General features: G+C 36.6%; 12 protein-coding genes. All 12 read right to left on the bottom strand.

The window, feature by feature from the left end; genetic code table 11:
- Positions 1–2: 2 nt before the first annotated feature.
- Positions 3–137, bottom strand: a complete 135-nt coding sequence (locus tag C9I86_RS20325) for a hypothetical protein (RefSeq protein ID WP_255418348.1) — start codon at positions 135–137, stop codon at positions 3–5.
- Positions 138–439: 302 nt separating this feature from the next.
- The gene (locus C9I86_RS03855; protein ID WP_107275698.1) at positions 440–1696 is read right to left on the bottom strand and encodes a dicarboxylate/amino acid:cation symporter; all 1257 of its coding nucleotides are present in this window, start codon (positions 1694–1696) and stop codon (positions 440–442) included.
- Positions 1697–2055: 359 nt separating this feature from the next.
- The gene (locus C9I86_RS03850) at positions 2056–3186 is read right to left on the bottom strand and encodes an S-(hydroxymethyl)glutathione dehydrogenase/class III alcohol dehydrogenase (protein ID WP_107275697.1); all 1131 of its coding nucleotides are present in this window, start codon (positions 3184–3186) and stop codon (positions 2056–2058) included.
- Between the two features lie 371 nt (positions 3187–3557).
- Positions 3558–4127, bottom strand: coding sequence for an S-(hydroxymethyl)glutathione synthase (gfa, locus tag C9I86_RS03845; protein ID WP_080157758.1), 570 nt, complete (start codon positions 4125–4127; stop codon positions 3558–3560).
- Between the two features lie 284 nt (positions 4128–4411).
- The gene (gfa, locus tag C9I86_RS03840) at positions 4412–5026 is read right to left on the bottom strand and encodes an S-(hydroxymethyl)glutathione synthase (RefSeq protein WP_080157757.1); all 615 of its coding nucleotides are present in this window, start codon (positions 5024–5026) and stop codon (positions 4412–4414) included.
- A 218-nt stretch (positions 5027–5244) separates the two neighbouring features.
- Positions 5245–6474 carry an NAD(P)/FAD-dependent oxidoreductase gene (locus C9I86_RS03835; protein WP_080157756.1) on the bottom strand — a complete coding sequence of 410 codons (1230 nt, stop codon included), beginning with the start codon at positions 6472–6474 and terminating at the stop codon, positions 5245–5247.
- A gap of 542 nt (positions 6475–7016) precedes the next feature.
- Entirely contained in the window at positions 7017–7910 is an 894-nt protein-coding gene (locus C9I86_RS03830; RefSeq protein WP_080157755.1) for a LysR family transcriptional regulator, read from the bottom strand.
- Between the two features lie 251 nt (positions 7911–8161).
- The gene (locus tag C9I86_RS03825; protein ID WP_080157754.1) at positions 8162–9388 is read right to left on the bottom strand and encodes an NRAMP family divalent metal transporter; all 1227 of its coding nucleotides are present in this window, start codon (positions 9386–9388) and stop codon (positions 8162–8164) included.
- A gap of 237 nt (positions 9389–9625) precedes the next feature.
- A complete protein-coding gene (gene budA, locus C9I86_RS03820) occupies positions 9626–10345 on the bottom strand; it encodes an acetolactate decarboxylase (protein ID WP_045038424.1) in 720 nt (239 codons plus the stop codon).
- A 12-nt stretch (positions 10346–10357) separates the two neighbouring features.
- Positions 10358–12022: an acetolactate synthase AlsS gene (alsS, locus tag C9I86_RS03815; protein WP_080157753.1), complete on the bottom strand. Its 1665-nt coding sequence runs from the start codon at positions 12020–12022 to the stop codon at positions 10358–10360.
- A 269-nt stretch (positions 12023–12291) separates the two neighbouring features.
- On the bottom strand, positions 12292–13482 hold the full coding sequence (locus tag C9I86_RS03810) for a NupC/NupG family nucleoside CNT transporter (protein ID WP_107275696.1): 1191 nt from the start codon (positions 13480–13482) through the stop codon (positions 12292–12294).
- Between the two features lie 623 nt (positions 13483–14105).
- Positions 14106–15575: a lytic transglycosylase F gene (locus C9I86_RS03805; protein WP_107275695.1), complete on the bottom strand. Its 1470-nt coding sequence runs from the start codon at positions 15573–15575 to the stop codon at positions 14106–14108.
- Between the last annotated feature and the right edge of the window lie 33 nt (positions 15576–15608).

Below are 15608 nucleotides of genomic sequence, written 5' to 3'. Positions count from 1 at the left end.
TTTTAATGTTCGCGGTTAGATCGTGCTTCACGTTGACCAAGATTTTGTTGAATAGCGAATTCAAGTCGTTCGCGCAATTGACGAGATTTAGTTTCAGTATTTCTAAACCCTAACGATTGTAATAATTTTCTAACCATGATTAAAACCTATTAATTTACGTTAAGACAATAACGCATACATAATTATTTGAGTAATATTGTCTTAAATTATTAGAGAATTAACACCGTCCTTGAGCTTCCTATGGCTCCATTATATCGTCTGTGTTAATTACACAGGCCCCTGCTGATATAAAGGATGTTAAAAATTCAATAAGCATAACGAATGAAATAACGTTTAAACGTTATACTTATTGATTGATTTTATAGCACATTTTTTTTACTGTCAAAGTAATATTAAGCTTCAAGGTAAGAAGGGGATAAAATGCTAAATAAGACCCAGATCACACTTTTGTTGACTGGTTTTGCCATTTATCGACCACTAAAGCTGCAATTAAATCACCTTCAACATTGACCGCGGTACGGAACGTATCTAATGGGCGTTCAATAATGAGTAGAATCGCGATGGCTTCCAGTGGAATACCAACCGCAAGCAGAACTAATTGCATACCCGACATTGATCCTGATGGCATCCCTGGTGCTCCAATAGACGACACCATCGCCATAATGAAAATCATAATCAATCCTGATGTTCCGAGTTCTATACCGTAAAGCTGAGCAAGAAAGATAGCAGCAACCCCTTCAAAAAGTGCAGTGCCATCCATATTCATGATTGATCCTAATGGTAATACCATACTGCTGGTGGGTTGAGATACCCCTAAATCTTCTTGTGCTGTTTGCAATGAAAGTGGCAACGTCGCTGAACTTGATGAGGTTGCAAATGCCATAGCCATAGGGGCTGAAAGGGCGCGGAATAATGTTGAATATTTAATCCCTGTAAACACCTTTGCGAGTAAAGGTAATACGATGCCGCCGTGAACTAAGGTCAGTAAAAATACCAATAAAGCAAATAAGGCTAATTCGCCAAAAATACTGTTTCCGCTTTGTATTGTAAATTGAAAGACAATTGCAAATACAGCTAAAGGTGCCAGCTTAATAACGGCAGATACTACTCGATTAATTGCAATATTGAACCCTGAAATAAGCTCAAAAATAGGGTGCTTAGCTGGTAAACTGGCTAATAAGGCAATACCTAATAATAGTGCAAATACAACAATGGCTAATAAGTTTGTCGTTGCTAGCGCTTGAAACGGATTAACTAGCGCCATGTTAAATAATTTCTCGGTAATAGCGCCGCCAGAAGAAGCACTATTATCAATTAATTGTACGTGGTTACCAACCGTAACTTGGGCTGTATCAATTAAGTGTGGCCATTTAGGGATTGCAAGTGAAACACCAAGACCTAAACAGATAGCAAGTGTTGATGTTAAGCTATAGAAAGCAATCGTCTTATAACCTAATGTTTTTAATCGTGATGTTGAACCAATACTTGTAATGCCTTGTAGCAATGAGAATAGCACCACAATACCGACAAGCATTTTGAGTAAGCCGATATAGGTTGTTTTAGTTAACATTAATAATTTAAAAGCAGTGGTATTTTCAAAACCTGCTTGTAAGGGTAAGAGAGAAGCAATCCCCCATGCTAAAAGCGCTGCTATCATCAATTGAAAAGGTAACGATTTGAATAGACAACGGTTCATGGAAAAGGTCTCTGTTCTGGGTTCGTATCGTAACGAGAATATAAAAAGAAGAACTTGGTATTAAAAGGCTTAATTAATTATATAGGGTGCCTAATCCAAGGGATGCGTTAAATATAAATTGTAGTGTAAAAATAAAAACGCTCTGACACCAAATGTCAGAGCGTGGCAATTGCCATTCTCAATTAACGATTATTTGGACGCTATCCAAATAAGGTAGAAGTAAAACTAAAATATAGTATCGTTAAAGAGTTAATTGCTAATCCATTAGCATATGGTATTGAACAAGTGAAAATAAAAATAAGCGATTCCCTTTACAGATGATTCAGTAAAGGGAATGTAGATTGTAATCGTGCTAGTGATTACTTATCGAAGTGAATAACCGTACGGATACTCTTACCTTCATGTAGTAGGTCAAATGACTTATTGATGTCGTCTAGGCCCATGTTAAATGAGATGAAATCATCAAGTTTGAATTCACCCGCCATGTAACGGTCAACGATACCTGGAAGCTCTGAACGGCCTTTAACGCCACCAAATGCAGAACCACGCCATACACGACCAGTCACAAGTTGGAATGGACGGGTAGAGATTTCTTGACCTGCACCAGCAACACCAATGATCACTGATTCGCCCCAACCTTTGTGACAACACTCAAGTGCAGAACGCATCACGTTGACGTTACCAATACACTCAAAAGAGTAATCAACACCGCCGTCAGTCAATTCAACAATCACTTCTTGAATTGGCTTGTCGAATTTCATTGGGTTAATACATTCAGTTGCACCTAGTTTCATTGCTAGATCGAACTTACTTTCATTGATATCAATCGCAATAATACGGCTAGCTTTAGCCATAGTACCACCGATGATAGCTGCAAGACCGATACCACCAAGACCAAACACCGCGATAGTGTCGCCTTCTTTAACTTTAGCCGTGTTAAGTACTGCGCCCATACCGGTAGTTACGCCACAACCAAGAAGACAGACTTCTTCAAGTGGTGCTTCTTTGCTGATTTTAGCTAAAGAGATTTCTGGAAGTACAGTGTACTCAGAGAAAGTAGAGCAACCCATGTAATGGAAGATAGGCTGACCGTCTTTGTAGAAACGCGTGGTGCCGTCTGGCATTAAGCCTTTACCTTGGGTTTCACGTACTGCCTGACAAAGGTTAGTTTTACCAGATAGGCAGTATTTACATTTGCCACACTCAGCAGTGTAAAGAGGGATAACGTGATCGCCAACTTCAACACTTGTTACGCCTTCACCGATCATTTCAACGATACCGCCACCTTCGTGACCAAGGATCGCAGGGAAGATACCTTCTGGATCGTCGCCAGATAATGTGAATGCATCAGTGTGACATACGCCAGTTGCAACGATGCGAACTAATACTTCACCAGCACGGGGTAACATTACATCAATTTCTTCAACAGAAAGAGGCTGTTTAGGACCCCATGCGATAGCCGCTTTTGATTTGATAAATTTGTCAGTCATCGTTCACTCTCTTAAAATATAGGTGACCCATGTTCAAGCATGGTGTTCGTTGTTAATTATAGTCACTGATCTAATGTCATCATGGTGACTTGATGCAGCTATTATATTTATTTCTTAAATATTGATAATCCCTAAATATGGAAAATCATTATTACTAGGGTGTAATAATGTGACTGTTTTTAAGTATAATTATCATTTAGAACGTTAATTAAAAGCGTTATCTAGAATAGTCTATTCTTGATACGCATGGGGAGATTGTTATCTAAGTGTGATATCACTCATATTTGTTTACTTAGGGATACAAATCAGACAAAAAAAGCAATATCTCAGAAAGATATTGCTTCTTATTTTGTCAGGTGTTGCTATGTATATTACGCTTGTGGGTGATTTTGAGCGTAAACGTGTGCTGCAATTGCATCCATTAGTGCAGGAGAAAGGCAATCGTAGGTATTAAGACCAAGTTCGTTAAGACGAGCACGGATAGCTGTCATATCTTTAGGATCAGTGCCTGTTTCAATGATAGATGAAACAAATGCAGCAAACTCAGGAGCAGACCAACCTTTGTCAGTTGATAGTTCTGTGTGAACAAAATCTAAACCGAAGAATGGGTGATTAGCATTCTCGATACGACCGTACATGTGAACGCCACATTCTTTACAAGCATGACGTTGAATTGCTGCAGATTCATCGATAATAACTAGCTTTTCTGCGTTAGCAATGACTTCAACATTGTCACGAGAAATAACCGCGATTTGTGAAAAAACGGCACCTTCAGGTTTCCAACACTTAGAACAACCACAAGCATGGTTGTGTGCAGTTTGGCCTGATAGTTTTACGCGAACTGTATTTGATTCACAGTTACAGTTTAATACGCCACCTTGGAAGTTTTCTTTAGTTGCAGCAAAACCGTTATCAATTGCAGGGTGTAGAGATATAGACATAATGTTTCTCTTTTAATTGTTATAGAATAATAATTATAAATTCGAGGTGCTGAATTAAATAAAATTATTATTGTTTATTTAATAAGGAATAATAATTTTATATTTAATTTAGATAATCAACAGTGGGTGAGTTGATAAAACATATTCTATGCTTAATTAATTATTACACAATGTTGAATATAGTAATTGATTATTACTGAATGGAAACAATAAAAATGGACAAAAAAAAGCCCTATTAAAGCGAAATGCTTAATAGGGCTTATTGCTACTAGTATATAGCAATATTAATGGCTATGTTTACTGATGTGGATTGCAATAGCATCCATTAAGTCAGGTGATAAGCAATCATAAGTTTCTAAACCTAATGATTCAAAACGTTCACGAATTGCTGGCATTGATTTAGGATCAGTACCTGTTTCAATAATGGATGAAACAAATGCAGCAAACGCAGGAGCAGACCAGCCTTGCTCGCTTGATAGTTCAGTGTGAACGAAGTCTAAGCCGTAAAATGGGTGGTTGGTGTCTTCAATCCGACCATACATATGAACACCACAATCTTTACAAGCATGACGTTGAATGGTTGCTGTTTTATCAACGATGATTAATTTTTTAGCATTTGCTATTACTTCAACATTATTTTTTGGAATAACGGCAACTTGTGAAAATAATGCGCCTTTAGGTTTCCAGCATTTAGAACAGCCACAAGCATGGTTATGAGCCGTTTGACCATTTAATTTAACAGTGACTTTATTTCTTCGGCATTGACAGCTAATTAAGCCACCTTTAAATGTATTTTTAGTTGGTTTAATTCCATTATCTATTGCTGGGTGTAATTTAATAAAAGGTGTCGTTGAACCTTCGGTATTATTACCGAATAACTTAGCAAAGAATTTTTTCATTATATTAATCTTAATATGTAGAGTAGGGTAAAGTATTAAAGGTATTATGATAAAAAGAATTTTACCGATAAAATATTAGGTATTAGGTATTAGGTATTAGGTATTAGGTATTAGGTATTAGGTATTAGGTATTAGGTATTAGGTATTAGGTATTAGGCATTAGGCATTAGGTATTATATTCGGCTAATAATGATTAGCCGAATATTTATTATGCTGGTTTATAGCATACCACTAGGCTGGAATAATGCCTTTAAGCGTTTGGTAATGATTAAACGTGATACAGTAAATAAGCCTTCAACAGTACGTTGGTGAAGACGGAAAATCGTATCGTAAAGACGACGAATAATACGACCTTTAAAGACTAATTTATTTGCCATTTTTGATTGTGGGGCAAATGAGCCAACAGCAAAGTGGTGACCAACCGCGACAACCATACCGCCATCTTTGAATTCAAAATCAGTCAGTTCTTTACCACGTAATAAATTGGTTAAGCTTTTCGTTAAGTGAACTGCTGCGCGGTTTGCTGCTTGAGCTTTAGGTGGTACAAAACTACCATCAGCTTGTGGAATTGATGCACAATCGCCTAAAGAGAAGATACTGCTATCAATCGTGGTGGTTAGGTTCGGGTTAACCAAAATCTGGTTCATGCGATTATATTCTAAACCACCAAGACCGTTTAACCAATCTGGTGCTTTCACACCAGCAGCCCAAAATTGAATATCAGCGTCTAATGCTTGATTGTCAGCCGTAACCATACCGTGATCAGAAACTTCACTGATACGAGTATTAAGTAGTACATTAATATTAGTACGTTTAAGTTCTTTTAATACTTTTTCTGACATCTTTAGTGGGCTATTTGGTAGCACACGATCTGCAGCTTCAATTAAGTTAATGGTTAGTTTTGCTGCGTTGTAGCGTTGTAGCTTATGACTTACTCGCGCAAGCTCTGCTGCAAGTTCAACACCTGTTGCACCAGCGCCTACAATATTGACAGTACGATCATTACCTTCGCGTAATAATTGACTGATTTTGTGCCATGCATGACGTGCTTGGCTAGCTGAATCAAGGAAAATACAGTTATCGCGAGCGCCTGTTGTATTAAAATCATTACTTACTGCGCCAACAGCAACAACTAGGTAATCGTATTTAACCATTGCTTCTGTACCATCATTACGGCGAACAGCTAGCATTTTATTTTCACGATCTATATCAGTCATCGCTGCTTGATAATGTTGGTAGCCATTGATTGCACCATGAGTGAAATAACACACAGCATCTAGTTCACGATCAAAAGTACCCGCTGCAATTTCATGCAGACGTGGCTTCCAATAGTGATCTGTTTCTGGTTCAACCAAAATGATTTCATGTTCTTTACGATTAGCTTTGGCTAACAATGTAGATAGTTCTATACCGGCAGCACCGCCACCTACAATAACGATTCGTGACATAACGAATACCTCAAAAAGTGAACCCTAGATATCATTCTCAGGGGATGGTCTTTCCATCATTAAAGCTATGAGCTGATCCGTTGCTACAAAATGACTTTTTATTAGCCACAACACGCAGGGCGGCTACCTGATATCTTATATGTGATGAATTTCTTTGATATAAGACAATTAAATCAGTCAAAATTCAAGTTCTGTGAACTAAACACGGGTATTTTTTTTAAAATATCTCTGTTGAGCCAATAGTGACTATTATATTACTAGTTTATTTAATAACAATGCCAATAAAAACAAATAACCTTTACTGTATGGTAATAATTAACTGTGATAATAGATCATGGTAAAGAATGGTGGCGTTAAATTACTCATATAATAAAGCTATTTATGTCTGCAATTTATATGCATAACTATACAATTTGTAGAGTAGAGAAGAGGGGGGGAAGAGATTTAATTAATGGTGATGATTCTTATGGTGTGAGAATTCAAGAAGAGCAATTTATAAAAAAATAGCATGAGCGAAGAAGCTCATGCTAAATGGTAATAATTTAAAATGATTCAATCTCAGTAAATTGCCCCTGAAGCCAGTGGATAGCTGGGCTTAATTGAGAGCCAATAGGATAAATTAGAGATGCTGACCATACATTGCTGGTGATTTTACTAAATGAAAGGTTAAGTTTCTTCACTAGTTCATTCTTAAGATCATGTTGTAATACAAAATCCGGTAAACAACAAATACCAATATCTTCACGGCATAGTGATAAAATTGTATGGATATCTTCAACATGCCACAATTGTAATGCTGCTTTAGCTTCTTCAAATGGTAATGAATCTAAAGATGCTGGAATTAACAGACGCTGCTGACAGAAGTCTTGGTAACTTAATGTTGTTGCTCCGTCATTAAATTTATCAAGGTAAGATTGAGTTGCGACCCAGCTTACATTGATATTAAATGCTTGCGTATACTCTAGGTTAATTTTATTTTCATGGTCAAAGATACCTAGTGCAATATCGAGATTTTTAGCTTTGATCTCTTCTGCTAAACGCTTACTATTTTGTTGCATAATAAACAATTCAATATTAGGTAGATCAGATGATAATCTTTTGATTATTGATAGAATTTTGTCATTGCAAACCAGTGGGTCGATACCGACCTTTATTTTTACATCATTCATATGATATATAGATAAAGAACGCTCAAGAAATGTTTGATATTGCGCCATCATTATTTTTGCATTCTTGAGTACATGCTCTCCTTTTTCAGTAAGGCGAGGGCATTTACTTGAACGGTCAAATACTTGAAATCCTAAGTCAATTTCAAAATTTTGGATAGTGAGGCTAACTGCAGCTTGAGTTTTATTTAGCTGTCGTGCAGCAGCACTAAACGAACCATATTCGGCAGCAGCAATAAATGAGCTAAGAGTTTCAATCTTTATATTCATTATTTAACGATTCATCTTAATTTATTATTATGGATATAAGCCATATCTTATCTATCTCCATAAGAATGACTGCAATGGTGTGCCTCTAATATAACTAAAACCTATACCTAATGACAACCATTAGTGTGTTTTATATTGATATTTATTATATTTATAATAGATCTATCACTAGATTAGTGCGTAATATTGTGAATACCAACCATTAATTAATTGATAAACTTAGATACCCATAAGAGCGTATGTGGCACATGTTACCCTATGAATTTATTAATAAAACCACTGATATTGGATAAGCTAGCTAAGCCCATGACAATTACAATAGTGATACCAATTGCGGTCAGATAAAGTGGGTGTTTGTAATCGCCAACAATTTTTTTCTGTCGTGTTGCTGCCAGCATGGTGGCGAGTACGATTGGTAGAATAACGCTGTTAACAAGACCAGCTAACATCAGTAACAAAATTGGCATATTCATCAATACAGTTCCTACCGTTGTCAGGATAATAAATCCAACACACCATGTTTTTTCATTACGAGCAACAATAGGAAAAAGAGTTTTTATAAGGGATATTGCCATGTATGAATTACCAACGACCGAGGTAATTGATGCAACAAATAACACGAGTCCAAAGATAAAGTAACCAATATCACCTGCTCCGTGGCGGAATGCATCTGCTGCAGGGTTGGCTGGATCTAATGTGACACCCGTTGTGATGATACCTAACACCGCACAAAATAATAAAATACGAATAATTACGGCAATTGATATCCCTGCCCATGCAGCTTTAGTAACGATTTTCGTATTTTCTATACCTTGTAACTTAACATCAATTAAACGTTGAGCACCGGTGTAATAACCGCCAACAGCACCGCCAACGATGGTTAATGTTGGTAACAGTAAATTAGAAAAATCAGATGGAGCGACTGCCGCTAAGACTGTTGGCGCGAGAGGGGGTAAATTAGTCAGGGCGACATAGGCAATGAGTACAATCATTAATAGCCCTAAGTAACGCGCCATTTGATCCATTCGTTTTGATGCATTATGGACAATAAATAGCAGGCTACCGATAACACCAGTGAAAATAGCGCCCCACGTGGTGTCTAGTCCCATTAGAACATTCATGCCTAGTGCTGAGCCACTTACATTACCAAAGTTGAATGCAACGGCTCCAAGCGCCAATAAAATACCAATGACGTATCCCATGCCTGGTGCAACTTTATTGGCAATATCTTGAATACGTAAACCTGAAACACCAACGATACGCCATAGGTTCATTACTATACCAAAGGTAATAAACATAGAAGCAAAAACAGGGAAAGCCATATCTATATTATAAATATTGGTAAATACCGCGGTTTGCGTTAAGAAGCCAGGCCCTACAGAGGTTGTTGCCATTAAAAAAGCAACGCTTAAAATGGCTTTATTTTGCCAATCAGTGTGGCGAGGGGAGGTGTTGGTTGTTTGTGTGTTCGTGTGCATAATCAATCCCAAAATCAAAGTCTCTCATATTTATAAAAATAGAAAGACAACTGATGGGGATCAGCTGTACGATTGTGGCGTATTTTTTGGCAAAAAAGCAATCTAATGTAATCGTTTGCTTTAGTTGGCGCGGATAATAGAGAGTGTCTTAGGTATTGTCAATCATGTTTTTAAAATGGATAAAAAAAAGCCCCATTATTTTAAATAATAAGGCTTAAGGGAATATTAACTTAGAAATTATTTTTCTGTGGTATGAATAGCCGCTTTTAGATCATCAGGATTTAAATCTGCACGATCAAATTCTTGAGATGCAGGCATACGTAAATGGAAATCTTTGAAGATTTCAACTTCAGCTGTACCTTCTGTCAAAATGAAGTCACTCACATGACCACCTTGAGTACGGTCATCGCTAATGAAATGGAAGTGGAATCCTGGAACATTAATACCGATCATGTATTCAGGAATCTTAAAGCCGATCATTACACCTGAGACATGGGTCATTTCTGCAATAGGTTGATGTTTTACGACTTCTACCATTGGCGGATAAGGGCGATGTTGTGCTGGTACGGTACGTGTTTTAACGTATGAAAATTTACCCGTTAAGCGAATCGCATTAATAGCATTATTGGCAACAAAATCATTTTCTAAGCACGTTTCAAACTCAGCTTTAGTTTGTTCAATAAGACTTACTTTTTCAGTTGGTTCAAAATTAACCACTGAAGCAAAGGGCGTAGTAATATCATGATTAACTAGATGTACTTCACCAGTACTGGTTAGTTGATATACTTCATCACCTAAAACAATCATTTCACCGTCAAGGTCATTAAAGGTACCAATGCCAAAGTTACCATGGTCAAGTAGTTGACCAATTGTAAAATCGCCTTGGTATAAACCTGCAATTAAAGCACTCATCATTGAGGTTTGGTAAAATGTCTTTTCGTTAGGTTGCTGACTCATGATGTTGTCCTATTAATCTTGTTGGCAAGGGTGAAGTTGATCAAGTAGACGGCTATTATCACGGTAGTCAATATTAACGTTAACTAATACAGGACCGCTTAATGCCATTGCTTTTCGTAGTACTGGTTCAATATCATCAGCAGTATTAATAGCTAAACCATAAGCACCAAAACTTTCGGCATACTTAACAATATCTGGGCCCATAAAGCTCACTGCACTTTCACGACCATATTTTTTAAGCTGCTGAATTTTAACCATGTCATAGCTGTGATCTGTCCAAACAAAGTGAACAATATTACATTTATGACGAACTGCGGTTGCCAATTCCATCGATGAAAATAAGAAGCCACCATCACCAGACATTGAAATAACTTTTTCATTTGGTGTCAGTAGTGATGCAGCGATAGCCCAAGGTAAAGCAACACCTAATGTTTGTTGACCGTTGCTGAACAACAAGCGGCGTGGTTCAAAAGAGTGGAAGTAACGTGCCATCCAAATATAGATAGAGCCCACATCACAGCATACTGTGGTATCGTCACTTACAAACTGGCGTAAGTCATGAACAAAACGTAATGGATGGACACCCATTGATGATGTTTTATTAACACCCATGCGCATAATCTGTTGTAGGTCTTGACGTAAATCTTGAAATTTCTGATTATTTTCAAGTGATTCACGTTGATCTAATTCAGCAGCAATAGAAGCAACAGAGACCGCAAGATCACCAACGACTTCCGAAATTGGGTTATAGCTAGCTTCTAAATCAGCTTGTTGATAACCCACATGGATAATAGGTGTTTTACCGTCTTTATTCCATAAGATTGGATCGTATTCAATTGGGCTATAACCAATAGTAATAATTAAATCAGCATTGTTTAATGCAATATCACCTGGTTGGTTTTTAAATAAACCCACACGACCAAGAAAACAATCATATAAATTATGTGAAATGACACCTGCAGCAGCAAAAGTATTTACCACGGCAATTTTAGTTTGTTCAAGTAATTGACGAATAGCACCTGTAACAAAAGGCTGACTCGCATCCATACCTAATAATAATACTGGATTTTTAGCTGCGTTAATAAGATCAGCCGCTTGACGGATAGCTTGTGGGTGCGCACCACCAAATAAAATTGGTTTTGGTTGTTGTACTGGAATAAAAGGGATTTGGTTGGTTAGTACATCCTGAGGAAGGCTAACAAAACTTGCACCTTGAGTTGGTTGTTCTGAAATACGAAATGCTTTATGCACGACATCAGGTACAGAAGCACTGTCCATTACTTCAGCGGAAAACTTAGTAATAGGGTTAAACAGAGAACGAGTATCCATTGATTGGTGCGTATTATGGGAATACATCGAAAGGGGAACCGCACCAGCAAGTGCAACAACAGGATCACCTTCACTATTTGCCGTAGCAACACCAGTCACGAGATTTGATGCGCCAGGACCTGAGGTTGCAAGACAAACACCAGCTTTGCCTGTTAAACGACCTGTTGCGGCTGCCATGAAAGCTGCGTTTTGTTCGTGGTGACAAATAATGATTTCAGGACCGTTATCACATACGGCATCAAACACAGCATCGATTTTAGCACCAGGAATACCAAAAATGTGGGGAACGTCATGTGCCTTTAGGGTTTCAACGACAAGTTCTGCACCTGAAATGGTTTTATTTGACATATAAGCCTCATGGTTATAATTGTTGATCGGCTCAGGACATGTTTTCGCTAAATCGAATTTAATGTGATGAGTAGCATAAAATCTAAATTATTTATCATACAAATGAAAGAGGCTAAAATTGGAAGTTAATATTACTTATTTAATTAAGTGCAGTGGAATAAATCGCATATTAGTGAAAAATAGAGGTTGTAGGCTGGGATGAAAAATTGAAGATGTTGATTCTTATATAATTAAATGGCAGGGCTTAATAAACCCTGCCATTGATACTGCTATAGCATAATGTTGGCAATTAATGCAGATAAAATACTAACTAAGGTTGAGCCATAAAGTAGGCGTAAGCCAAAGCGAGCAACCATATTACCTTTCTCTTCGTTCACACCTTTAACCGCACCAGCAATAATACCGATAGAACTGAAGTTTGCGAATGACACAAGGAAGATAGAAACCGTACCAACAGTGTGCGCAGACAAAGTACCTACTTGTTTTTGAAGGTCCATCATTGCAACAAATTCATTAGTTACAAGTTTGGTTGCCATAATACTACCAGCTTGTAATGCCTCATGAGCAGGAACGCCCATTAACCATGCAACAGGGTAGAATAAGTAGCCAATTAAGTTTTGGAAGCTGATGCCAAATGCTGCATCAAAGCCTGCATTGATCATTGAAATGAGTGCAATGAAACCGATAAGCATCGCCGCAACAATAACAGCAACCTTAAAGCCCATTAAAATATATTCACCCAGCATCTCAAAGAAAGTCAGTGTTTCACTACTTTCTGCTGCCATCATTTCATCAATATCCATCTCAGCTTCGTGATCGTAAGGATTGATAATAGACAGAATGATGAAGGTACTGAACATGTTTAAAAACAATGCAGCAACAACATATTTTGGGTCGATAAGCTTCATGTATGAGCCAACGATAGACATAGAAACCGTTGACATTGCCGTCGCTGCAAGGGTGTACATACGACGCTCTGACATTCCGCCTAAAATGTTTTTATACGTGATAAAGTTTTCAGACTGACCAACCATTAATGCACTGATTGCATTGAATGATTCTAGTTTGCCCATGCCATTGACTTTAGATAACAAGAAACCTAACGCTTTAATGATGTAAGGTAATACTTTGATATGTTGCAGAATACCAATTAATGCGGAAATGAAAACAATCGGCATTAATACACTTAGGAAGAAGTTAAAATCATTGTTATTCGATAAATTACCGAACACAAAATTAGTACCATCACCTGCAAATGAGAGTAAACCATTAAATGCATCTGCAAACTCTTTTACAATACCTGTACCTGCTGATGAGTTGAGTAGGAAGTAAGCAAGTGCTAGCTCTATTATAAGTAGCTGAATAATATAGCGATATTTGATGTTCTTTCGGTTGTTGCTGGCAAGTAAAGCTAATACTGCAATAACGACTAACCCGAGTATAAAGTGTAAATAGACCATATTGGATTGTGCTCAGTGTGATTATTATCTGTTTATGTGTGTATGCTGAATGATTTCATTCTTCGATAAAGTGATATATATCGCATTTTTAATCCAGTAGTTTTTTTTGCAATTGACAAAAACTAATTTTTCACGTTTGCGCAATCGCTTGCTATTTGTTTGAATATGGTGATAAAAATAAGAATAATAATGAAGACACTGAATGTAACTCCATTATGTTTTGTGATTTGTTTCATGTTATATGATTGAAATATTTAAGTTAATTAGGTTGTTATGGCTTATTATGAGGCAAAGTTTTTTAAATTAAGTATTTTCTATCTGGAAGGGTAAAGAGTAATGTTAATATTGTGAGTGAATTTATCGTACTAATATTAAAATGTAATATTGGAAATATGAGTTATGATTGCGACTGGTATTAATTTACATTATCAATAGATAATAGAATGATATTTACTCTATTAGTCTTGTTACAGGTGCTGTAATGAAAAAATCATCCAAAAACCGTAAATTATGGTATTTCCATAAACATGATCGCCGAACTAAACATTTATCACTACCTAATTTAAAATCATAATCACTATTGTGCATATTGCTAATGGTGATTATGACTGATTTTTGATGTGCTATTTAAATAACACTGGAGCATCAAATCTATAGGGTGGAATAAAAGGGCGAATACCAGAGTCACGGAAACGTTGTAGTTTCATTATTTGTTTGTAAACAATGAAATAACGATTGATGTTATTCACATAGACAATCGGTTGTGATCCAATATGTTTACGGGTAATAAGTTCAACATTATTAAACCAAACGTTAGGGTTATAACCTTGTTCTTTGGCGTAACGCCGCATTTTATTGATATTGCCAGGGCCTGCATTGTAAGCAGCGAGTGAGAGATACATTTTATTATCATAATCAATTTCATCACTGCTAAAATATTGGTCTTGTAAATAACGCATATATTTTACACCAGCATGAATATTGTTTTTTGATGTATATATATTAGGAATATCTACACTAGGGTCACGAGCAGTGCTGGGTAGTACCTGCATGATACCGACGGCACCTTTGTTTGATACTTTATGTTGATTTAGCCCTGATTCTTGAAAACCTTGCGCCATTAACATTAAATAATCAAAGTCGTATTGTTTTGAATAGCGAAAGAAAATATGCGATAAACTTTCCATTTTATCGATATTATTAGGATCAAGTAGTGTATTAAGCCAACGATGGTTTTCAATATATTTACTGTAAATAATATTACCTATTAATGTCCCTTCTTTTACTGTATCAATATAGCGATTAACCAGTGCCATTAGGTTGGGGCTATCTTTACGTATCGCCCAAGCTATTTGACCGTCATTACGTAAAACAAAATGATCATTAACACGGATATTTTTTAATATGGGTTGCCAGATTTTTATTTTGTGGTTATCTATCACTGTTGCATTGAGTAGTTCTAAATTTATAAGTTCTAATAATTCATAATCTTGTAGTGTTTCATCAATAAACAATATTGATGCGGGTGGTAAGTTTTGCATGCGCAATTTATTATTAATTTTGAGTAAACTTTGATAGTAACTCGAACTTTTTCTCACCCAGATTGTTTTACCACTTAAATCGGTTACTTTGTTAAAGGGGGGCTGTTTAATATTGTTAATAAGTACTTCTGATATATTGGTAAGTACAGGTTGACTAAAATCAACTTGTTTTTTACGTTCAGTTGTTATTGTAATATTGGCAATGGCTAAGTCGCCTAAGCCTTTAATTATATAAGGTAACAATTTATCTCGATGGACAGGAATAATTTGTAAGTGCATTTTTGGGTGTGTTTTATGAATGTCTTTCTCAAAATGCTGCAATAAATCGGCAATAATACCTTTAGTTATACCATCTTCTATATAGTAAAAACCGAGATCTGCTGCAACCAATACTCGCAATACCCGCTTTTTTTCTAATTCAGCTAAATCACCCACATATTCAGAGCCACTAAGTGGTGCTAATTGAACAGCATGAGTCTGGAAACTTACTAATAGTAAACACAATGCGGCGAGCCCGTATTTATATTTAATGAGGTGTGGAATATTAATCATTATTTAGCTGCCATACCGAAGTGAACGGAATTT

It is taken from the genome of Photobacterium sp. NCIMB 13483, assembly GCF_003025475.1.
Classification (GTDB): domain Bacteria; phylum Pseudomonadota; class Gammaproteobacteria; order Enterobacterales; family Vibrionaceae; genus Photobacterium; species Photobacterium piscicola.
Note: the sequence above shows the minus strand (reverse complement) of the source record. Positions and strands in the feature narration are given on the sequence as shown.